Raw genomic sequence first — 21,735 nt, forward strand, 5'->3', positions numbered from 1 at the left:
CGAAACCATCGGCTCCGGTGCTTGCCGATTTCAGAATCATAATTCATCGGAGATGTACAGCGTTAGGCTTGTTTGGCGCGCGGGCGTTTCATTTTCACTGGCGCCGTCACCGACTGCCTGACGACGAGCTCATAAGGCAGGACGGTGAGCTTGGGCGGCCGTTCGCCGGAGATCAGCGCGAGCAGATGCTGCGCGGCGGTTCTGCCCATGTCGACGAAAGGCATGCGCACCGTCGTCAAAGGTGGGTCGACATATTCGCCCATATTGGTGTCGCCGCAGCCGATGATCGACAGGTCGTGTGGGACGTTGAGGCCGTGGGCACGGCATTCGGTGGTGAGGCCGAGGCCGAGGATGTCGCCGGTCAGGGCGACGGCGGTGGGGCGTTCATCACAGTCGAGCAGCCGGCGCGCGGCCGTGCGGGTGGCATGATTGCTGTAATCCTCGGTCACCACGCGCCAGGCTTCGGGGCAGGGCAGGCCGTGATGCTTGATGCGCGCGATGGCGCTGACAAAGCGGTCCTTCACGGTCGGGGTGTCGTGGATCGGGCCGGAGAAGACGGCGATGCGGCGATGGCCGAGGGCATGGAGATGATCGATGGCGGCGTTGAGAGCGCCGACGCTGTCGAGCGCGATGCTGGGCCCCATGGGAGTATCCAACGCGATGTCCTGGGTGACATAGGGCATGCGATGGCGCGCCAGCAGCGCTGGCAGTTCAGGCAGATGGTCCGAGCCGGTGATGAGCAGGCCATCCATGCCGCGCTCGATGAACATGCGGGCCTGTGCCACCTCGCGCGCCGGATCGCGCTCGTGGCAATTGATCATCAGGGCATAGCCGGCGCGATCCAGCTCCTGCTCGATGGCTGCGATCGACGGCACGAAGAGCGGATTGGCGAGGGTCGGCACGATCAGGCCGATGGCGCGGGAGCGCTGCGAGACCATCGCGCGTGCCGTGCGATTGGGAATGTAGTCGTGGCGGCTCAGTGCCCGTTGCACGGCGCGGCGCTTGTCGGCGGCGACGAGGTCGGGATTGTTGAGGACGCGCGAGACCGTGGCGATGGAGACGCCGGCGGTGCGCGCGATGTCCTTGACGGTGGCTTTGGGGGCCGTCGTGCGCCGTGGTTTTACATCGGCCATCGTCGTGTCTCTTGGACGATCAGGCGGCCTGAACCTTGTATTTCTGCACGTCGCGGAAACGGCTCAACAGATAGTCGCCCGATTTGATCGGCTGATGTTTCGGCGGATTGGTCGCCGATTGGCAGGAGGGCAGGCAGGTGACCAGGCTGTTGTAATCGAGGTTGAAGAACATCGGGATCGAATAGCGTTCCTTGCCGGTGCGGTTGATGACGCGATGTGGATTGGAGACGTAGATGTCGTTGGTCCAGCGCTGGAAGAGATCGCCGATGTTGATTACCAACGTGCCGGGCACATAAGGCGCGCTGACCCATTCGCCGTTGCGCATCATCAGTTCCAGGCCGCCGATCGGGTCCTGCAGCAGGAGCGTGATCATGCCGTAATCGGTGTGCGGGGCGACGCCGAAAGCCTTGTCGTCGCTGACGGGCTCCTGCGGCGGATAATGGAACAGGCGCATCTGCACCATGGGCTTGGTGCAGAATTGCAGGAAGTGATCCTCCGGCATGGCGAGGCTGACGGCGCAGACCTTCAAAAGCCGTTTCCCGAGCTCCTGTGCCTGTTCGAAATAGGCCTCAGACGCGGTGCGCAGCCAGGGGCAATCGGCGGGCCAGCGGTTTGGGCCATGCAGCGGCAGGCCGGCGACGACATCGGGATCGCTTTCGGGCAGGTCGACGCCGATCTCATAGCTTTCTTTCAGGTCCGGCGCGAAGCCCGGATGCTGGTTGATGCCTTGGGGCATGAAGCCGCGCCGGTATTTTTCATCCATGCGATGGGGCAGGCGTTGTTCGAGCGGCAAATCGAAATAGCGCTTGGTGGTGGCGAACAGATCGTCGATCACCGGTTCGGGAATGCCGTGATTGGCGACATAGAAAAAGCCGGTGGTGAGGCAGGCATAGCGCAATTGCGCGGCGATCGGGGCGATGTCGCCGCCGTCGTTCAAGGCGCTCAAATCGAGTATCGGCATTTCATCGGCAGCCGCGGCACGGACAGTGGATTGCACAGTTTCCTCCTAGGAGACGAGGTTTGAAATCAGGCGCCCATCACGCGATCGCCGGCGGTATCTATCCAGAAGACGATGCGGCGCTGCGCCCAACTGACGATGGCATGCAGGCCGACGCCAATCAGCGACAGGATGATGAGGATGGCGAAGGTGCCGGCCATATCGAGATTGAAGTTCTTTTGCAGGATCAGATAGCCGAGCCCGGCCTTGGCGCCGACGAACTCGCCGACGATGGCGCCGATCACCGACAGCACGATGGCGACGTCGAGGCCGACGAAAATGTAAGGCAGGGCCTGTTTCAGCCGCACCATGGTGAACACCTGCCAGCGCGAGGCGGTGTAGGAAACCAGCATTTCGATCTGATCGTGCGGTGTCGCGCGCAGGCCCATGATGGTGTTGGCGAGCAGCGGGAAGAAGGCGATGGTGGCGGTGATGACGATCTTCGAGGTGACGCCATAGCCGAACCAAATGACCATGATCGGCGCGATCGCCACTTTCGGCACGGTCTGAAAGGCGACGATATAGGGATAGAGGATGCGTTCGGCGAGCGGCACGAGCGCGATGAGGAAGCCCAGCACCAGGCCGGCGGCGGCACCTAGAATGAAGCCGGCCAGCACTTCATACATGGTGACCGCCAGATGCCAGGTGAAATCGCCGCTCAGCAGGCCGTCGCTGAAGGCGAATGCGATGGCCGACGGGGAGGGGAGGACGATCTGGCTGATGTCCAAGCCACGCACGAGCGCTTCCCAGCCGCCGATGAAGAGGCAGAGCGTCGCCAGCGGCAGCAGCACGGCCTGGGTGAAGCGGTGCAGGCGGTCATCAACTTTCATCAGTCGAGGCTCCCGGTAGAATTGAAATGGGCCCGGATGCGCGCGACGAAACGGCCGAATTCCGGCGTATTGTGCATCGCCAGCGTGCGCGGGCGCGGCAGATCGACGGGGATGATGTCGACGATGCGGCCGGGACGCGGCGTCATCACCACGACGCGATCGGCGAGATAGACGGCTTCGGGAATGCTGTGGGTGACGAGCAGCACGGTTTTGCGGCTCTCGGTCCAAATGCGTTGCAATTCCTCGTTCATCTGTTCGCGCGTCATGGCGTCGAGCGCGCCGAACGGCTCATCCATCAAGAGGAAAGAGGGGTCATGGACGAGAGCGCGGCAGATACCGACGCGCTGCTGCATGCCGCCGGACAGTTCGGTCGGATATTTGTTCTCGAAGCCGGTGAGGCCGACCATGGCGAGCAATTGCCGGGCGCGCTGTTCAAAGCTGGCGCGCTCGCGTTTCTGCACCTCGACCGGCACCATGACGTTCTGCAAGACTGTACGCCAGGGCAGCAGAACCGGCGCCTGGAAGACGACGCCCAGCTCGCGGCTCGGCCCGTTGAGATCGCGCCCCTGCATGGCAATGTCGCCGGAGGAGCGCCTGAGAATGCCGGCCAGAATCTTCAGCAGCGTGGTCTTGCCACAGCCGCTGGGGCCGACGATGCTGATGAACTCGCCTTTGCCGATGTCGAGATTGACGTCCTTCAACGCATGGATGGCCTGGCCATCCTTGGTCGCATAGGTTTTTTCGACATGGGCGATGCGCAGCAGCGTTTCGCGCACGGCGTCCGCAATAAGAGGAGCGTGGCGCGTCGTGGATGGCGGCGACGCGGTGGTGACATGAGGCAGGGTCATGGTGTCACCCATCGGGGACCTCAAACCTTGCAGGCTTTGGCATCGGCTTCGATCGCTTTCGGATCGAAGGCGTTGACCTTTTCAAAGAAGTCCGGCGTCTTGACGATAAGCGAGGGCGCGGGCACCGGCTTGTCGATCTGCTTGGCCTCGATCATCAGTTTGATCAGGCGCTCGAAGGCTGCGGGATCGGCCGCGCCCCACAATTTACCGCCATTCAGCTTGAAACCTTCGGCCAAGGAGTCGAGCTGCGCCTGCTGGGCGTTGAGGTCCCATTTGACCAAGGTCGCTTCGTCGGCGCCGGATGGCTTGGTCGAGGGGTAATGCTGCCAGTGCAGTTTGACGGCGCATTCGGGATTGGCCAGCGCATAGATCGTCGCCTTGGCGACACCGCGCGCAATGCCGATGGCAAGTTCAGGGTCCTTGTCGAGCGTTCCCTGCATGGCGGCAAGCGAATAGTCGGGATAGCTGCGCCAATCGTCGCCGACGAGCTTGCGCAGTTTCAGGCCGTTGTTCTCGAACACCGCCTGTGCCGCCGCCCAATAGAGCAGGCCGTCGACCTTCTTCGACTTCATCGCTTCGACTGGTGGTGCACCGAGACCGAGCGGCACGAGGTCGACGTCCTTGGTCGGGTCAAGACCGTTGGCGCGCAGAAAATTGTTGAAATAAGCGATGCCGCCGGTGGCGAGGCTGAACACGCCGATCGTCTTGCCTTTCAGATCCTTGACCGATTTGATCGGACCATCGGCATCGACGGCGATCGACCAGTCGATGATGCCATTGCCCATGATGACGCGCACCGGCAGGTTGTTCTTGGAATTGGCTTGCACGACGACGCTGGCATTCACCTGGGCGAAGTCGGCATTGTTGGCGACCATCTGCTGCAGCGCCTGAAGCGAGGCGCCGACCGGCATCAGCTCGACGTCATAGCCTTCCGCTTTCCAATAGCCCAAGGTGATGGGCAGCGTCAGCATCGGATAGCCGACGTTGAGTACGGAGGTGCCGACCGCGACGCGCACCTTCTTCAAGGGCTTCGCCTGTTGCGCCCAGGCAGGGGTCGTGGCGAGCGCCATAAGCGTTGTCAGAACGACGGCAGGTTTTCGTATTGCACGGGCAAGCAGCATGCTGGTCCTCTTATTGCAATGGCCGGATCGGAATCGGAGACGGAGATGTTCGAAATGCCTGAAAACGTTTTCAGCAAACCGCGTGCCAAGCCTTTCGGATGCCTGGTGAGCCGTGCGCGAGTGCCTGATTGGCTTGGGAAAACGGCTTTCGGTGGATCGCGTTAGGAGGATTGCGGCGGCGCGTCTGGACGCGCCTATCCATGTTCAAGAATTAGGCGCGGGCGCACAGGAATGCGTCAGCACGCCCCAGCAAGCGAAGGACTGTTCATGACCGGTATCGAGATTTCGCCCTTTATCGCCAAGCTGCCGAAGGCCGAATTGCATATGCATCTGGAAGGCTCGCTCGAGCCTGAAACCTTGATCAAGCTTGCCGAGCACAATGGCATCAGACTGCCCTATGCCGATGCGAACGCAGTGCGGCAGGCCTATCGTTTCGACAGCCTGCAATCCTTCCTCGATCTCTTCTATCTGGGGCTTACCGTTCTGCAGAAGGGCAGTGATTTCTATGAAATGACATCGGCTTATTTCGCCCGCGCGGCACGTGAGAACGTGCGCCATGCGGAAGTGTTCATCAGCCCGCAGGCGCATCTGCGGCGCGGCATTCCCATCGCCGAGGTGATGGACAATATTCTGGCGGCGATCGACGACGCCAAGAGCCGCCACGGGATGACCGGCGGTTTGATCGTCGGCATTCAGCGCCAATTCGATGAAAGCGATGCGCTCGATATGATCAAAGCCGTGCGGCCGTGGCGCGATCGCATCGTCGGATTGGGCATGGGCGGTCCGGAGCTTGGCAATCCGCCGTCAAAATTCACCCGCGCCTATGATATCGCGCGCTGCGATTGCGGCTGGCACACCATGGCGCATGCGGGCGAGGAGGGCGGCGCCGATTATGTGCGCGATGCGCTCCATACTTTGAAATGCGAGCGCATCGATCATGGCGTGCGCGCCGAGAGCGATCCGGACCTGATGCGCGAACTCGCCGAACGCGGCATCCCCCTCACGGTCTGTCCGATGTCGAACTGCATGCTCAATGTCTTTCCCGACATGGCCTCGCACAACATTCGTCGCCTGCACGAAGCGGGTTTGTGCATCACCGTGAATTCCGACGATCCGCCCTATTTCGGCGCCTATATCAACGCCAATTTCGCCGCGATCCAGGCTGCGCTCGGGTTCAGCGATACGGACATCTGGCAGATGGCGCGCAATGGCTTCACCAGCGCCTTCATCTCGGACGCGCAACGCCAGCGCTATCTCGACGAGATCGATGCGCATCGGCCGGCAACGGCGTGAACGGCCGCCGGTCTCTGTTTCAATGGGTGCCGCGAATGTAGTCGGCGCCCTTTTCGGCGATCATGATGGTCGGCGCATTGGTGTTGGCGCTGACCAGATTGGGCATGATCGAGGCATCGATCACCCGCAGGCCGTCGACGCCGCGCACGCGCAAATGTTCGTCGACGACCGACTCGGGGTCGACGCCCATGCGGCAGGTGCCGACGGGATGATAGATCGAACCGCTGTTCTTGCGGATGTAGGTGTCGATGTCGCCGTCGGTTTCCACCGTCGTCCCGGGCAGCACTTCATCGCCGCGAATCTCGTCGAAGGCCTTTTGCTGGAAGAGCGCGCGCAGCCGCTTGAAGCCTTCGCGGATGGCGAGGCGATCGCCCTCGGCGGCGAGATAATTGGCCTGGATCGCCGGCCGGTCGAGGGGATCGCTGTTCTTCAGCTTGATGCTACCACGGCTCTCTGGGCGCAGATGGCAGACATTGGCCGAGAAGCCATAGCCCTCATAGATGCCGTTGGCGGGCCTCTTCTGAAGGGGATGACGCAGATTGGCGGTCGAGAGGCCGGGCGTGAAGTGAATTTGCAGATCCGGCGCCGCCACATCCGGCCGTGATTTGATGAAAGCGCCGCCCTCGAGCGGAAACTTCGTTGCCGGGCCGCTCTTGAACAGAATGGCGCGCGCCATGGCAAAGCCAGCCCGATCGAAGCGGCGCAGGCCGAACAGCGCGTCTTCCTTCTTGGCCGCGTATTGCATGCGCACGTTCAGGTGATCTTGCAGATTGCGCCCGACATTCTTCGAGGCCACCTTGACGCCGACACCTGCCGCCTTGAGGTCGTCGGCATCGCCGATGCCCGAATGCATCAGAACGGTGGGTGAGGAAATCGCACCGCAGGAAACGATCACTTCGCGATCCGCGTGGATATGGGCCGAAAGACCGTTGGCGACGAGGTCGACGCCGGTGGCACGGGTGCCCTCAAGTGTCACCTTCAGAACCGAGGCACCGGTGACGATGTCGAGATTGCGACGTTCGCGCACGGGATCGATGAAGGCGCGCGCCGTGCTCCAGCGTTCGCCTTTGCCGATGGAGGAATGGTAGCGACCGACGCCTTCTTGCTGTTCGCCGTTGAAGTCGGGATTATAGGGTACGCCGCTGTCGAGCGCCGCCTGATGGAAGATGTCGTAGAAGCGATGCTGCGTCTGCGGCTGGGTGACGGGCAATTCGCCGCCGGCACCGTGATAGTCGTTGGCACCGCCCTCGAAATCCTCGAACTTGCGGAAATAGGGCAGGCATTTCTCATAAGACCAGTCGCGCAGGCCGAGCTGTGCCCATTGGTCGTAGTCGTAGCGATTGCCGCGCGTATAAACCATGCCGTTGATGGCGGAAGAGCCGCCGAGCACGCGGCCGCGCGGCCATTCGATGCGGCGATTGTCGAGATGCGGTTCGGGCTCGGTGAGATATTGCCAGTTGTGCAGGCTGCGACGATAGAACTGGCCGGCCATCAGGGGTACGCGGATCAGCGGATCCCAATCGCGTGGGCCGGCTTCCACCAGAAGCACGCGGCACGCGGGATCGGCGGACAGTCGATTGGCCAGAACGCAACCGGCGGAACCGCCGCCGAGAATAATGTAATCGTACCCCTTCCTCATCCATCCCTCACCTGATCAGAGCTGCTTTCGAAACGCGGCCGGCCGACTATGTCGCTCGCTTCCTAAGTTGCTCTCTTGCCGTCTGTTTCCATGACGATGTTGCGCAGGCGCTGGCCGGTGCGCCAACGCTGGAGATTGTCGATGAAGAGGGAAGCCGCCGTGATGATGCCGGCATCGCCGGCACCCGCGACATGGGGGGTCAACAGCACATTCTCCATCGACCAGAGCGGATGCCCCGGCGGCAACGGTTCGGTCTCCATCACGTCGAGGCCGGCACCGGCGATGCGGCCGGCCTGCAAGGCCTCGATCAGCGCCGGCTCTTCGACAAGCGAACCGCGTGCGATGTTGATCAGGAAAGCGGTGGGGCGCAGCGCGTCGATGACGGCACGTGAAATCATGCCGTCGGTCTGCGGGCCGGCGAGCGCCGCCACCATCAGATAGTCGGCTTCGCGTGCGGTCTCGACGAGGGCCTCGCGCGGGCGGATGTCGTCGAAATTCTCGAGCGGCGTCGTCGAGCGGCTGATGCCGGTGACGTGCATGTTGAAGGCCTTGGCGAGACGGGCGATCTCCTGGCCGATGGCGCCGGTGCCGACGATGACCAGATGCCGGCGCGCCAGATTGGTGATGGGTGGCGTGATGTCGTCGCGCACCCAAGTTTCTTTGAGACGTGCGATTTCGGATGCGCGCACATATCGGGCAAGGCCGAGCATCAGCGCGAAGCCATGTTCGGCGACGGCGAAAGCGCGCACGCCCGCGACATTGGTGACGACCACATTGGGCGGCAGGCCGCTGTTGACCGCCTTGTCGATGCCCGAGGTGACGAAGTTGAGCCAACGCAAGGCGCGCCCGTGCTGGCGAATCAACGCGGCGGGTTCGGGCAGATAGAAACGGTTGCCGGTGATCAGGATCTCAGCGCCGTCCACGGCGCCGGCAATGTCCTCATCGCGTTCGGCGACCATCAGGCGCACATCGGGATCGGCACGCAGGCGTTCAATGAATTCCGTCGGATCGACCAACGGATTGTACAAAGCGATTTTTAGCATCTGGGTCCGGGCGTTGCTCCGGCGGCACAGTAGCCCTGATCGGCGAACCGCGTCTACACGGTGCGTTATTAGCGCGCGTTAAAGGCGTTATTACGAAACCGCATATGGCGATGGGCGTCAGCCCGTGGTTGCGGGCTGTGCCTTGCCGCGCAATGCAAACAAGCTGACGAGTGCGATCAGCGCGATGACGAGTTGCGCGCCAAGCGCCTCCCATGTCGGATTGCCAGTGATCGACACCAGCCAATCGGGTTCTGGCGACAGATCGTAGGAAATGAGCGTCTGCTCCTGCAGTTCCTGGATCGCCGCGCCGACGAAACGCAGGCCCATGATGAACAGGAAGGCGGAGGTGATGATGAAGAGCGGGCGGACGGGAATCTGCATGGCGAGCCACTGCATCGCGATATAGATGGCGGCGAGCGCCACGGCGGCCACCACCAGGCCGAGCAACAGGTCCGCCGACCAGCCGCCGCTCGTCGAGGCCAGGGCATAAAGAAAGAGGACCGTTTCGGCGCCTTCGCGGAAAACGGCGAGAAAGGAAATCAGGCCGAGCGAAAAGCCGGTGCCGGCGGTCAGCGCATCGCCGCTGAGCCGCGCCATTTCCGCTTTCCACTTTTTCGGATCCTGGCGCAGGAACAGCCATCCGCTCATGTAGAGCATTAAGGCGGCGGCGATGATGAGGACGACGGCTTCGATGCGGTCGTCATGGGTGCCGTCGAAATAAATCTGGAAAATCCAGGCGGCGATCAGGCTGGCGATGATGGCAAGGACGGCGCCGATATAAAGCGGACGCAGACGTTCATGGGCGCCCGCGCGCCGCATGGCGGCGGCCAGAGCGGTGACGATGAGCAGGGCTTCGAGGCCTTCGCGAAGCAGAATGAGGCCGGCTTCCAGTGCCAATTTCATAGGCAGGCATCCCACGGGAGGTCTTATGGGTGCCGACCATGCGCTGGCGGACGGCCAAGTGCAATGGAAAAGTCATTGATATTGTTTGGAATAATTCCATCCTCGATGGTTTGGTCGTGACACTTGGCGGGCTTTCGTTACAGGCTTTATTGCTTTGTGATCGCGGCTTTGGCGCAAATCGCCGATGGCACTGATCTGGCCGCATTGCCGCCACGAACCTCCGGCTAAAGGTCACTTTCTGTTAACCACGACGGCGATTGGCTAAAATGCAACGCAGTTTAACAACCTGTCGGCAAGGTTGACGGAACCTTCGCTTAACCAAATGAGCCTTACGACATTGGTGAGCTGACGGTGGCGCGGATGGGGCCGTTCGCGCATCTGTTGAGGAGTTTCGGTATGTCTTTTTTCTCTGGCGTTCGTCTGTTGCGCGTTGCCGCTGCATTGACTGTGGCGCTGGCGATTTCCGCCTGTTCCAAAAGTGAAGATCCGAACGCCGCTGGCCTCGGCGCGGGCGCGGGTGCCGCGACGCCCGGCAGCCAGCAGGATTTCGTCGTCAACGTCGGCGATCGCGTGTTCTTCGATACGGATTCGATCGAATTGAACGCGTCCGCGCAGGCGACGCTCGACAAACAAGCGCAATGGCTCAACCAGTATTCGCGCTATAATTTCACCATCGAAGGCCATGCCGATGAGCGCGGCACGCGCGAATACAACTTTGCGCTCGGCGCGCAGCGCGCCGAAGCGGCGAAGAACTATCTGATCGCCCGTGGCGTTCAGGCCGGCCGCATGCGCACCATCAGCTATGGCAAGGAACGGCCGGTGGCCGTCTGCAACGATATCTCCTGCTGGTCGCAGAACCGGCGCGCCGTCACCGTTTTGGGTGGTCCCGGCGCTTGATCGAAATTCAGCGTGACGGGCGCCGTTCGCCTCCAGGCGGCGTCCCGATCCGATGAAGAGGTGAAAACCTTGCCGGCGTTCCTCTGACGCCGGCATTTTTCTGTCTGCTCAGGTGGATGGCGATCTCGTCTTGCGATGCAATCTTGGAGGTGTCTGATCTTGGCCGCAATTTCGCCAAAGCGCCCCTTATGCTAATCGGTGGGTTCCGCGGCGCGCCTACGGTGCTTGGCGTCTGCGAATTCGTGATTACGGCCCGGATTCATCGATGACTTTGAAGAGATTTTCAGCAGCCACTGCCCTTCTCGGGCTGGCGATTTTCCCCATGGATGTCGGGGCGCAGACGTTTCGTCCGCCCGGTCAAGTTCCTGGTCAACCGCCCGATGGCGGCGGCTATTATCAGCAGGCCCAGGGCGCCGACCCCGCCGGCCTGTTGCTGCGCATCGAGCGGTTGGAAGGCCAGTTGCGGTCGATGACCGGCCAGATCGAGCAATTGCAGTATCAAAACCGCCAGTTGCAGGAGCAGATGCAGCGCATGGGCGGAGCGCCCGCGGGCGGCGGCGAAAGCCGTCCACCGCCGCAGCGGCGCAGCGAAGCCGGCACGGCGCCGGCCCCCGTGGCGCCTCCGTCGCGCGGTGGGCGCAACGATGCCTATGATCCCGATGCCGATCCCAATGCGCCAGGCGCGCCGCGTGTCATTGGCTCCCTGCCGGAAACGCGCGGCGGGCGTCTGCCGCAGGGGCCGATCGATCCGATGGGTCCGCCGATCATCGATGAAGGTGATGACGATGGTGGCGGCCCGATCGATCTGACCAATCCGAACGGCCGCATTCCGCGCTCCGGCGGTTCGATGCGCCAGGGCTCGATCAGCAGTTCGCCATTGCCGGCTCCGGCGCCCGGATCGCAACCGGTTCAGCCACAGCCGCAGCAGCAAGTTCAATCGCCGCCCTCAGGCGCGGGCGATCAGGTGGCGTCGCTGCCGCCGGTGGCCGGTCCGCGCGGGGAATTCGACCAGGCGGTCGCGACCTTCAAAAAGGGCCAGTATGAATCGGCGGAAGGCGAGTTCCGCAATTTCGTCAGTCGTTATCCGACGGGCCGTTTGACGCCGGAAGCGACCTATTATCTTGGCGAGACGTTCTCGCGCCGCAATCGCCATCGCGAGGCGGCCGAGCAGTTCCTGAAGGTTTCGACTGATTATCCGAAGTCGGGCAGCGTGCCGCAGTCGCTTTACCGGCTCGGCCAGTCGCTCGATAAGCTCGGTGCCAAGGAACAGGCGTGCGCGGCCTGGGGCGAGATCGGCCGCAAATATCCAACGGCTTCTGCCAGCCTGCGCAATGCCGCCGACCGCGAATACAAACGTGCGCAGTGTTGAAGGGCCGGCTGACGCGCCCGATCCGCAGCAGGTTTTTGCGCCTTTCGCCGCCCATGGGCGGCTGCTGATCGCCGTTTCCGGCGGACCGGATTCCATGGCCCTGCTGTGGCTGGCGCGGCAGTGGTCGCAGGCCGGCGGCAGTTCCATCGTGGCGGCGACGGTCGATCACGGCTTGCGGCCGGAGGCCGCCGATGAGGCGGCCATGGTTGCCGCCTGGTGCCAGAAAGCCGGCATCGAACATGAGATTGCGCGCTGGGGCGGGCCTTATCCGAAGACCCGCATCCAGGAACGGGCCCGTGAGGCCCGTTATCGGCTGCTCACCGAGGTGGCGCGACGCCATGACGCTGCGGCACTCGTGACCGCCCATCATGCCGACGACCAGGCCGAAACGATTCTGTTCCGCCTGCTCGGTGGCAGCGGCGTGGCCGGCCTGCGGGGCATGCAGGCGGTTACCATCGACGGATTGACTGGTGATCTGCCGTTGCTGCGCCCGCTGCTGGATTGGGACAAGCGGACCCTCGAAAAGGTCTGTCTTTACAACACCATCCCTTTCATCCGCGATCCTTCCAACGACGATCCGCACTATGCCCGCACGCGGCTGCGCCGGTTGGCTGGTCTGTTGACGGCGGAAGGGCTTGGGACGGCGGAACTGACCCGTCTCGGCCGGCGCATGGCCGGCGCCCAGGCGGTGATCGACTGGGCGATTGCCGCGCAGCAGGCCAGGCTTGTTCGCACGCCGTTGCCTGACGATTCCGGCCATGAGCTTGATTTCGCGCCGTTCGCCGGTTTGCCGGACGCACTCATCGCAGCCATGCTGAAGGCGGAGATCGCTGCCGTCACCGGCGAGGCGCAAGCGCCGCGTCTTGACCGGCTCGAAGGTGTAGCCCAGGCAATTGCGGCGGGGTTATTACAGGGGCAGGCGTGGCGCGGCACGCTCAGCGGCGCGGTTCTGAAGCTTAACAAGAATGGCCGGCTCGAAATTCGCCGTGAAGGCCCGCGCCAGCGTGGCCGCTAGGGACTGATTCACCCTTTAGCGTCAGACTTGTTTCACGTTGCCGCCCGAATTGGCCGTTCATATTGCTGTTCGCACAGCAGCTTCCCTTGGCAAGGGGCAGGGGGCGGCTTACATAGGACCATGATCTGGACGGCTGCGCTCCAGCGCGCCGAAGCCAGAAGCCATTGGCAGGATCGAATGAACCCCAACGTCCGGAATTTTGCTCTCTGGGTCATCATCTTTTTGCTCGTCGTTGCACTGGTGATGTTGTTCAACAACCCCGGTCAGCGTGAGCCATCGCAGCAGATCGCTTTCAGCCAGTTGCTGAGCGATGTCGACCAAGGTCGCGTGCGCGAGGTGACGATCGCCGGCCATGAGATCACAGGCCATTACACGGACAACCGCTCGTTCTCGACTTATGCGCCGAGCGATCCGAGCCTGGTGCAGCGCCTCTATAACAAGAACGTCTCGATCTCGGCGCGTCCGCCGAGCGATGGCAACAATTGGCTGGTGACCTTGCTGGTCAACGGTCTGCCCGTCATCGCCTTCCTGGGACTTTGGATATTCCTCTCGCGACAGATGCAGGGGGCCGGCGGGAAAGCCATGGGCTTCGGCAAGTCGAAAGCCAAGCTTCTCACCGAAGCGCATGGCCGCGTCACTTTCGAGGACGTGGCCGGCATCGACGAAGCCAAGGAAGACTTGCAGGAGATCGTCGAGTTCTTGCGCGATCCGCAGAAGTTCCAGCGGCTCGGCGGGCGAATACCGCGCGGCGTCCTGCTCGTCGGTCCGCCCGGCACCGGTAAGACGTTGACGGCGCGTGCGGTCGCCGGCGAAGCCAACGTGCCCTTCTTCACCATCTCCGGTTCCGACTTCGTCGAAATGTTCGTCGGCGTCGGCGCCAGCCGCGTGCGCGACATGTTCGAGCAGGCGAAGAAGAACGCGCCGTGCATCATCTTCATCGACGAAATCGATGCGGTCGGCCGTCATCGTGGCGCCGGTCTTGGCGGCGGCAACGACGAGCGCGAACAGACGCTCAACCAGTTGCTGGTCGAGATGGACGGTTTCGAAGCCAATGAAGGCGTGATCATCATCGCCGCGACCAACCGGCCCGACGTGCTCGATCCGGCGCTGCTGCGCCCGGGCCGTTTCGACCGGCAGATCGTGGTGCCGAACCCGGACGTTTCGGGCCGCGAGAAGATCCTGCGCGTGCATGTGCGCAAGGTGCCGCTCGCCCCCGATGTCGATCTCAAGGTCATCGCGCGCGGCACGCCCGGTTTCTCCGGCGCCGATCTGATGAACCTCGTCAACGAAGCAGCCCTGCTGGCGGCGCGGCGCAACAAGCGCATCGTCACCCATCAGGAATTCGAAGACGCCAAGGACAAAGTCATGATGGGCGCCGAGCGCAAATCCATGGCCATGTCCGAGGAGGAGAAGAAGCTCACCGCCTATCACGAAGCGGGCCACGCCATCGTCGGCCTGTTCGTGCCGGCCGGCATCCCCGTGCATAAGGCAACGATCATTCCGCGTGGTCGCGCGCTGGGCATGGTGAAATTCCTGCCGGAAGGTGATCGCTATTCGATGAAGTACAAGGAGTTCACCTCGCAGCTTGCGGTCGCCATGGGCGGGCGCATGGCCGAAGAGCTGACCTTCGGCAAGGAGAATATCACCTCCGGTGCTTCCGGCGATATCGAACAGGCGACGAAGATGGCGCGCGCCATGGTGACGCGTCTCGGCTTCTCCGAAGAACTGGGCACCGTCGCTTATGGCGAAAACCAGGAAGAAGTGTTCCTTGGCATGTCGGTTGGCCGGCAGCAGAACATTTCCGAAGCGACGGCGCAGAAGATCGATGCGGAAGTGCGCAAGCTCGTCGATACCGCGACGGAAGCGGCACGCACGATCCTCACCGAGAAGCACGACGAGTTCGTCAATCTCGCCGAGGCGCTGCTCGAATACGAAACGCTGACCGGCGACGAGATCAAGGATCTTCTCAACGGCAAGCGGCCGACCCGTCAGCCGACGGACGAGCCGCCGGCGCCGCGCTCCTCGCCGGTGCCGACCACCACCAACAAGCCGCGCCCACGGCCGGAAGGTGGCATGGAACCGCAGCCGACGGCGTAAGCCTTCGCCTTGGATGGATATCAATGCCCGGCCTCGTGCCGGGTATTTTGTTTTGCGGATGACTTGTCAGCGCGCCGCCGTTCCCGTTATCAGTTGGGCTGATAATAATATGGAGGGAACGAAAATGGGCAGATTGCGAACTTTGGTCGCCGTGTTGGCATTGGGTGTCCTGTCTTCGGCGATGCCCCTGGCGGCGCAAGAATTTCCAAACCGAACGATCCGCCTCATCACGCTGACCACGCCAGGTGGCGCGCTGGATGTGCTCGCCCGCATGATCGCCGATGATGTCTCCAAGCAGTTGGGTCAGCAGGTCATCGTCGAGAATCGCGTGGGCGCCGGCGGCAATGTGGGTGCCGAAGCGACCGTTCGCTCCGATCCGGATGGCTACACGATCGGTATGGTCACCGTTTCCACGCACGGCATCAACAAGGCGCTTTATGGCGAGCGCATGAAGTGGGATCCGGTCAAGGACAGTGCGCCGATCATTCTGGCGGCGGAATTGAAAAATGTCGTCGTCGTGCATCCATCCGTGCCGGCCAAGACCGTGCCTGAACTCGTCGCCTATGCGCAAGCGAACCCAGACAAGATATCGTTCGGTTCAGCCGGGACGGGAACGACCCAGCATCTCTCTGGCGAAATTCTGAAGATGAAGACGGGCATCAAGATGCAGCATGTGCCTTATCGTGGCGCCGCGGCTGCGGTTCCCGATCTCCTGGCTGGCCGCATTCAGCTCATGTTCGTTAGCATTCCCGATGTCATTGCGCATATCCAGGCGGGAACGCTGCGACCGATCGGCGTGACGTCGAAAGAGCGCTCGCGCGCCTTGCCCGATGTGTTGCCGATGGCCGAGCAGGGTTACGCGGATTTCGACGTGCGCGGTTGGTTTGGTGTCGTGGCTCCGGCGGGTACCCCGAAGGCCATTGTTGATCGCTACAATGGCATTCTACGCGCCATGCTGGCGCGTGAAGACACCCGCCAGCGCATGACGCAAATCGGACTCGATCCGCTGTCGAGTACGCCGGAGGAATTCGCAACGTTCATTGCCAGCGAAGTGGCGCGCTGGGCTCCGGTGGTCAAAGCTTCGGGTGCGACGGTCGAGTAACCGTTACGCTGTTTTCCATCTGCCGTGTTCGAGCCAATGTTCGAGCATCGGCAGGTGGTCACAACCAAAGAACGGCTCGTCGTCGGCGATGAAAAAAGGCACGCCGAAAACGCCCTTATTGATCGCGCCTTCGACGTCGTGCTTGAGCGCGTTCTTGATCGCATCGGATGTGATGGCGGCGCGCAGTTCGGTCGTATCGATGCCGAGCTTCGCAGCTACGACCATGACGTCTTCTGGCTGCGTGATGTCTTGGTTGTCGACCCAAAGGTGACGATACATCGCCTGGGCGAAACGTTTGGCAAGAGCCGGGTCGCTCTGCTTCAGCCATACATAAGCACGCATGGCATTGAGGGAATGATGCCCTTTCAAGCCATGAAACTGAAAGGGCACGTTCCACATCTGCGCCAACCGCTCGGCATCGCGCCGCAGATATGGGCCTTTCAAGGGATAGGTCATCAATGGTTTCATGCCCATCACCTTGAGAACGGTGATGCCGACGAGAACCGGGCGCCAATCGGTGGTGCGCCCATATCGCGTGGCGATGGCATCGATGCGGTGTGAGGCAAGATAAGCGAACGGCGAGAAAATATCGAAATAGAAGGCAATCGGATCTTTGTCAGCCATGGTCATGCCCGCTCGCCGGTGCGCGCGGCATTGAGCTGTTCGCGCATCTTCACTTTCGCGACCTTGCCAAAGCCGATGCGCGGGAAGTCTTCAACGATATGGATCTCGCGCGGCACCTTGAATTTCGCCAGGCACGCACGGCAATGCGCGAGGATGCGAGCGCGGGTTGCCTCGGCCTCCGCTCCCGCCGTCAAGATCACAAAGGCGACGACAACCTCGCCCATGGTTTCATCCGACCGGCCGACGACAGCCACTTCGCGGACGCCTTCGACCGCGCCGATGGCGACTTCAACCTCACCGCCAGAAACGCCTTCGCCACCGACCTTAATGACATCCTTGGTGCGATCGCCGAATTCGATCAGGCCGTTTTCCAGGAGGACGACCCGATCGCCGGTGATGAAGCGGCCGTGTCGATCGAAGGCCGCGTCATTGGCCTGAGCATTGTTGTCATACTCGCGGAAAATCGAGAGGCCGCGAACACCTCCGACAAAGAGATGTCCGGTTTCGCCCGGCCCCACGGCGCGGCCATCATCGTCCTCGATGAAAATGCGATAGCCGAGCGACGGACGGCCGATGGAGCGGCTAGGGAAATCAGACCAGGGGTCGCCGACGATGCCTTCGGCAACCATTTCGGTCATGCCCCATCCGCCGATTTCGCGAACGCCGAAGTGTCGCGCCACTTTCGGGGTGTGAGAGGCGGTGATGAATTGGCGCAGGCGATGGGCGGGCGTTGGCTGCTGTGCCAGCACATTGGTGGTGAACTTCACCTGCGATGAAACGGTTGCGCCATGTTCGAGGGCCGTTGCCCAGAAGCGGCTACCGGAGAACCGAGGCTGCAGAACAATCGTGGCGCCGGCATAGAGCGTTGGCAGGAACGACCATGAAAAGCCGACCACGTGAAAGAGCGGCAGGAAAATGTGATAGACGTCGTCAGCGCGCAGTCCGTTCTGCAAAGCGCCGAGCTTGCCACCCCACAAGACATTGGCATGGGTCCACACCACGCCTTTGGCGCGCGACGTCGTGCCGGTGGTGAAGAGCATCAGGGCGTCGGCGGTCGGGTCGGGTGTTTGGGCTGGTGCGGGCGCGTCCATCAGGGCAGTGAAGCTCTCCGCCTTCGCCGGCCGGCTTGCACTGGTCGGCGTTTCGCCCGCATCCGTTTCGGAAATCGCGATCCATTCGAGATGCGGGCAATGCTCGGCGAGTAGCCCGGCAAATTTCGGTTGCGTGATCGCAGCGCGCACGCCGGCGGCCTCGACCACATCGCGCAGTTCCGGCCCGGCCAGAGCGGCATTGCTCAACACGGCAATGGCACCGATCCACATACAGGCGAAACGGGCAATGAGCGTTTCCGGACAGTTCTCGAAATGAACGAGGATGCGATCTTTCGGCCGAATGCCGCGTTTCAGAAGGCCGCCGGCGACGCAGGCCACATCATGCGCGAACTCCGCATAGCTCCATGTCCGAACCGGTGCGTCGAACGGTGCCCAGATCAGCAGAGGATGAGGACCACGGGCCGCGGCGCGGGCGCGCAGCAATTCTCCAGCATCCTGGCCGCTGAACGGATGGACGAAGGGCAAAGCCTCATAGGAGGTCATGGGCGTGTTTCCTTGGGTGCTTCCATTCTTTTTCTTCTACATTCAGCTTCTTGCCGGGGCTATGCCGGAAAGATCTCGTCCAGCCGTTCGGCCGGGCGGCAGACACGGGCGCCCTTGGCGGTGACGACGACGGGGCGTTCCATCAGGATGGGATGGGCGCCGAGCGCATCGAGAAGCTGAGCGTCGGTGAGCGCCGGGTTATCGAGGTTGAGTTCCTCATAAGGCGTGCCCTTGCGGCGCAAGATGTCGCGCGGCGCCATGCCGAGATTTTTGAGGAGGGCCTGCATTTCGGCGCGGCTCGGCGGCGTCACCAGATATTCGATCACCCGTGGCTCGACACCCGCTTCCCGGATACGGGCCAGAACGGTACGGGATGTGCCGCATTTCGGATTGTGATAGATAGTAGTCATTGATTTTCCTGGATTCCCTGGTCGGACGGTAAGCTCTTGTTGGTATAAGTGATTGCGACGAATCGTTAAATACGTTGATTTTTAAGGAAAGACTCAGACAGTGCGCGACGTTACAGTGACGTTGCCTTCTTTTCCGGCGCGTCCGGTTTTGACATCCGAAGCGGAAATTCTTGATGGCAGTTGCACGCAAATATTTCGGTACTGACGGCATTCGCGGTCGCGCCAATCGCGCGATCACGCCCGATCTCGCCTTGCGCGTCGGGCAGGCCGTCGGTCTGGTGTTCCAGCGTGGAGAGCATCGCCATCGGGTGGTGATCGGCAAGGATACGCGCCTATCGGGCTATATGATCGAATATGCATTGGTGGCGGGGTTTACATCCGTAGGCATGGACGTGTTGCTGCTCGGCCCGATGCCGACGCCGGCGGTTGCCATGCTGACGCGTTCGATGCGTGCCGATATAGGCGTGATGATTTCAGCCTCGCACAATCCGTTCGAGGACAATGGCATCAAGCTGTTCGGACCGGACGGCTACAAACTGTCCGATGACGTCGAGCGTCAGCTCGAAGCGCTGATCGACAGCGACATGTCGGCGAAACTGTCGAAGTCGCTCGATCTCGGCCGTGCCAAGCGCGTCGATGACGTGCGCGCCCGTTATATCGAAGCCGCGAAACTGACTTTGCCGCGTCATCTTTCGCTCGATGGTCTGCGCATCGTTCTCGATTGCGCCCATGGCGCCGCCTATCGCGTGGCGCCGGAAGCGCTTTGGGAATTGGGCGCGGAAGTGATTCCGATCGGCGTCGATCCCGATGGCATGAACATTAACCGCGAAGTCGGTTCGACCGCGCCGGAAGCCTTGATCCGCAAGGTGCGCGAAGTGCGCGCCGATCTCGGCATCGCGCTCGATGGCGATGCGGACCGCGTGTTGATCGTCGACGAACACGGTCATCCGGTGAATGGTGATCAGTTGATGGCGGTCGTGGCGCAGAGCTGGAAGGATGACGGCCGGCTGAGCAAGCCCGGCATCGTCGCCACCGTCATGTCTAATCTGGCGCTCGAGCGCTATCTGGGATCGATCGGCCTGTCGATGGCGCGCACGGCGGTTGGCGATCGCTACGTGCTCGAACATATGCGCGAGCATGGGTTCAACCTGGGCGGCGAACAGTCGGGCCATATCATCCTGTCGGATTATTCGACGACCGGCGATGGCCTCGTCTCGGCCCTACAGGTTCTGGCGGTGGTGCAGCGGCGCCAACGGCCGGTGAGCGAGGTCTGCCACCTGTTCGATCCGTTGCCGCAAGTCCTCAAGAACGTTCGCACGACCATGCGCGATCCGTTGGGCGAGGATCGGGTGGTTCGGGCCATCGCCGCTGGCGAAGGCAAGCTCGGCAAGAATGGGCGGTTGCTGATCCGCCCCTCGGGCACCGAGCCGGTGATCCGGGTGATGGGCGAGGGCGACGACCAGGCCATGGTGGAATCCGTCGTTGATTCCATCTGTGCGGCGATCGAGAGCAAGGGCGACAAGGTCGCCGCGGAATAACCCTTTCCTGCCGTTTTTTAGCCATTGATTTGGCTGTTGATTTTCTTGGCTTTTCCATCGGCATTAACGTTAAGTCTTAGGGTTAAGTCCCCATTAACCGGAATCGCCGATGATCCGCTCGTTGAACTTTGCGTGCACGCCACGGCGCTGCGCGGCGAAACGAGAGGATTTGAGTCATGGCCGTCTCTAAGGCCCTTTGTGTTGCCGCAGCTTCGTTTGCTTGCCTGTCGACCGCAGCCGGCGCCGCCGACCTGCTGCCGCCGCCCCCGATGATCAGCAGCCCCGCGGTTGCCGCCGTTCAGGATTTCTCCGGCTGGTATCTGCGCGGCGATATCGGCATCGGCCTCAACAGCAAGATCAACGCTCAGAACGTGCCGAACCCGCTCAGTCAGGGTGGCCCGGGCTTCATCCCGACGGCCTATTCGCTTAACCCGGCGCAGTTCAGCAATTCGACCTTCATCAAGTTCGGTGTCGGTTATCAGATCAATAGCTGGTTCCGCACCGACATCACCGCCGAATATCGCGGCAGCAGCTTCTCGACCCAGGACGAGCTGTCGTGGAACAACGGCGCGCAATTCTATGTGCTGCGCAACTTCTACCGCGGCAACATGGCGAGCTTCGTCGGCCTGTTGAACGGCTACGTCGATCTCGGCACCTGGTATGGCATCACGCCTTACGTCGGCGCCGGTGTCGGCTTCGCCAGCAACACGCTGCATGGCGTGACCGACAATGGCTACAGCAACCTCTACGCGGGTCCGGGCTCCTTCGCCTCCTCGACGACGGGTGGTTACTACGGCTCGAAGACGACCAGCAGCTTTGCCTGGGCGCTGATGGCCGGTCTCAGCTACAACGTCACCTCGAACCTGAAGCTCGATTTCGGCTATCGCTATCTGAACTACGGCAAGTCCTCGGCCGGCGCCCCCAATTGCTACAACGGTGGCCCGGGCGTCAGCGCCTGCAACAACGTGCTGCAGTTCTCGCGCGCTGGCTCGCATGACTTCTCGATCGGTCTGCGCTGGATGCTTGCCGATTACGCGCCGGCGATCATGGCTCCGCCGCCGCCCCCGCCGCCGCTGGTTCGCAAATACTGAGCCGCAACGCGACATCACTCTCTTGCAACGGCGCGGGTCTCTCGCGCCGTTTTGCTTTTGACGCTTCAGTATTTTTTACACTGTCAAGTCGAAAGCCGCTTTATACTTAAGAGGAGATTAAGCAATCGCTGCGAAGCTTTCCGCATCAAGGTTCGGCGTTTCATCGACCGGACAGCGGAAGGAATGTTCG

Annotated in this window: 19 protein-coding genes; 8 read left to right on the forward strand and 11 right to left on the reverse strand. The window is 62.0% G+C overall.

Translation table 11 applies throughout. The features are described 5' to 3' along the window. Positions 1 to 62: 62 nt before the first annotated feature. The 5 genes from OIM99_RS09175 to OIM99_RS09195 are packed head-to-tail and all read right to left on the reverse strand — an operon-like array spanning position 63 to position 4,878. A complete protein-coding gene (locus OIM99_RS09175; RefSeq protein WP_311850028.1) occupies positions 63 to 1,133 on the reverse strand; it encodes a LacI family DNA-binding transcriptional regulator in 1,071 nt (356 codons plus the stop codon). 19 nt (positions 1,134 to 1,152) lie between these two features. Next, positions 1,153 to 2,130 (reverse strand): 2-oxoglutarate and iron-dependent oxygenase domain-containing protein, encoded by a 978-nt coding sequence (locus OIM99_RS09180; protein WP_311850029.1) that lies wholly within the window; start codon positions 2,128 to 2,130, stop codon positions 1,153 to 1,155. 29 nt (positions 2,131 to 2,159) lie between these two features. Next, positions 2,160 to 2,960, reverse strand: a complete 801-nt coding sequence (locus OIM99_RS09185; protein ID WP_311850030.1) for an ABC transporter permease — start codon at positions 2,958 to 2,960, stop codon at positions 2,160 to 2,162. Next, the gene (locus tag OIM99_RS09190) at positions 2,960 to 3,820 is read right to left on the reverse strand and encodes an ABC transporter ATP-binding protein (RefSeq protein ID WP_311850032.1); all 861 of its coding nucleotides are present in this window, start codon (positions 3,818 to 3,820) and stop codon (positions 2,960 to 2,962) included. The genes OIM99_RS09185 and OIM99_RS09190 overlap by 1 nt, the downstream gene beginning before the upstream one ends. 8 nt (positions 3,821 to 3,828) lie before the next feature. Continuing rightward, entirely contained in the window at positions 3,829 to 4,878 is a 1,050-nt protein-coding gene (locus OIM99_RS09195; protein WP_311850033.1) for an ABC transporter substrate-binding protein, read from the reverse strand. A gap of 318 nt (positions 4,879 to 5,196) precedes the next feature. Here OIM99_RS09195 and OIM99_RS09200 point away from each other — a divergent pair, with 318 nt between their 5' ends. After that, entirely contained in the window at positions 5,197 to 6,222 is a 1,026-nt protein-coding gene (locus OIM99_RS09200) for an adenosine deaminase (RefSeq protein WP_311850034.1), read from the forward strand. 19 nt (positions 6,223 to 6,241) lie between these two features. Here OIM99_RS09200 and OIM99_RS09205 read toward each other — a convergent pair whose 3' ends face one another. The 3 genes from OIM99_RS09205 to OIM99_RS09215 form a co-directional block, all read right to left on the reverse strand. Then, the gene (locus OIM99_RS09205; RefSeq protein ID WP_311850035.1) at positions 6,242 to 7,861 is read right to left on the reverse strand and encodes a choline dehydrogenase; all 1,620 of its coding nucleotides are present in this window, start codon (positions 7,859 to 7,861) and stop codon (positions 6,242 to 6,244) included. A gap of 62 nt (positions 7,862 to 7,923) precedes the next feature. Continuing rightward, the gene (locus OIM99_RS09210; RefSeq protein ID WP_311850036.1) at positions 7,924 to 8,904 is read right to left on the reverse strand and encodes a D-2-hydroxyacid dehydrogenase; all 981 of its coding nucleotides are present in this window, start codon (positions 8,902 to 8,904) and stop codon (positions 7,924 to 7,926) included. A 117-nt stretch (positions 8,905 to 9,021) separates the two neighbouring features. Next, positions 9,022 to 9,807: an FTR1 family protein gene (locus tag OIM99_RS09215; protein ID WP_311850037.1), complete on the reverse strand. Its 786-nt coding sequence runs from the start codon at positions 9,805 to 9,807 to the stop codon at positions 9,022 to 9,024. Between the two features lie 396 nt (positions 9,808 to 10,203). On the opposite strand from OIM99_RS09215, the gene pal reads away from it, so the two are divergent. The 5 genes from pal to OIM99_RS09240 all read left to right on the forward strand — a co-directional run bounded on the left by pal (position 10,204) and on the right by OIM99_RS09240 (position 16,287). Continuing rightward, entirely contained in the window at positions 10,204 to 10,704 is a 501-nt protein-coding gene (gene pal, locus OIM99_RS09220; RefSeq protein ID WP_311850038.1) for a peptidoglycan-associated lipoprotein Pal, read from the forward strand. Between the two features lie 265 nt (positions 10,705 to 10,969). Further along, positions 10,970 to 12,073, forward strand: coding sequence for a tol-pal system protein YbgF (ybgF, locus tag OIM99_RS09225; RefSeq protein ID WP_311850039.1), 1,104 nt, complete (start codon positions 10,970 to 10,972; stop codon positions 12,071 to 12,073). Next, complete coding sequence (gene tilS, locus OIM99_RS09230) at positions 12,060 to 13,088, forward strand: tRNA lysidine(34) synthetase TilS (RefSeq protein ID WP_311850040.1); 1,029 nt, start codon at positions 12,060 to 12,062, stop codon at positions 13,086 to 13,088. Before ybgF ends, tilS begins: the two co-directional genes overlap by 14 nt. Positions 13,089 to 13,265: 177 nt before the next feature. Then, the gene (gene ftsH / locus OIM99_RS09235; RefSeq protein ID WP_311850041.1) at positions 13,266 to 15,185 is read left to right on the forward strand and encodes an ATP-dependent zinc metalloprotease FtsH; all 1,920 of its coding nucleotides are present in this window, start codon (positions 13,266 to 13,268) and stop codon (positions 15,183 to 15,185) included. A 124-nt stretch (positions 15,186 to 15,309) separates the two neighbouring features. Beyond that, entirely contained in the window at positions 15,310 to 16,287 is a 978-nt protein-coding gene (locus OIM99_RS09240) for a tripartite tricarboxylate transporter substrate binding protein (protein WP_311850042.1), read from the forward strand. Between the two features lie 3 nt (positions 16,288 to 16,290). Here the strand turns inward: OIM99_RS09240 and OIM99_RS09245 are convergent, their stop codons facing one another. Genes OIM99_RS09245 through arsC form a run of 3 tightly spaced genes read right to left on the reverse strand, consistent with a single transcriptional unit; the run spans position 16,291 to position 18,916 of the window. Then, positions 16,291 to 16,911: a 2-hydroxychromene-2-carboxylate isomerase gene (locus OIM99_RS09245; RefSeq protein ID WP_311850043.1), complete on the reverse strand. Its 621-nt coding sequence runs from the start codon at positions 16,909 to 16,911 to the stop codon at positions 16,291 to 16,293. Between the two features lie 2 nt (positions 16,912 to 16,913). After that, positions 16,914 to 18,506 (reverse strand): AMP-binding protein, encoded by a 1,593-nt coding sequence (locus tag OIM99_RS09250; RefSeq protein WP_311850044.1) that lies wholly within the window; start codon positions 18,504 to 18,506, stop codon positions 16,914 to 16,916. 59 nt (positions 18,507 to 18,565) lie between these two features. Continuing rightward, positions 18,566 to 18,916 carry an arsenate reductase (glutaredoxin) gene (gene arsC / locus OIM99_RS09255; RefSeq protein ID WP_311850045.1) on the reverse strand — a complete coding sequence of 117 codons (351 nt, stop codon included), beginning with the start codon at positions 18,914 to 18,916 and terminating at the stop codon, positions 18,566 to 18,568. Positions 18,917 to 19,089: 173 nt separating this feature from the next. Here arsC and glmM point away from each other — a divergent pair, with 173 nt between their 5' ends. Both glmM and OIM99_RS09265 read left to right on the forward strand, forming a co-directional pair. Then, positions 19,090 to 20,454: a phosphoglucosamine mutase gene (glmM, locus tag OIM99_RS09260; protein WP_311850046.1), complete on the forward strand. Its 1,365-nt coding sequence runs from the start codon at positions 19,090 to 19,092 to the stop codon at positions 20,452 to 20,454. 176 nt (positions 20,455 to 20,630) lie between these two features. Continuing rightward, positions 20,631 to 21,545 carry an outer membrane beta-barrel protein gene (locus tag OIM99_RS09265; RefSeq protein ID WP_311850047.1) on the forward strand — a complete coding sequence of 305 codons (915 nt, stop codon included), beginning with the start codon at positions 20,631 to 20,633 and terminating at the stop codon, positions 21,543 to 21,545. Positions 21,546 to 21,735: the final 190 nt, after the last annotated feature.

It is taken from the genome of Methylocella sp. CPCC 101449 (genome assembly GCF_031921685.1).
GTDB lineage: Bacteria > Pseudomonadota > Alphaproteobacteria > Rhizobiales > Beijerinckiaceae > Terripilifer.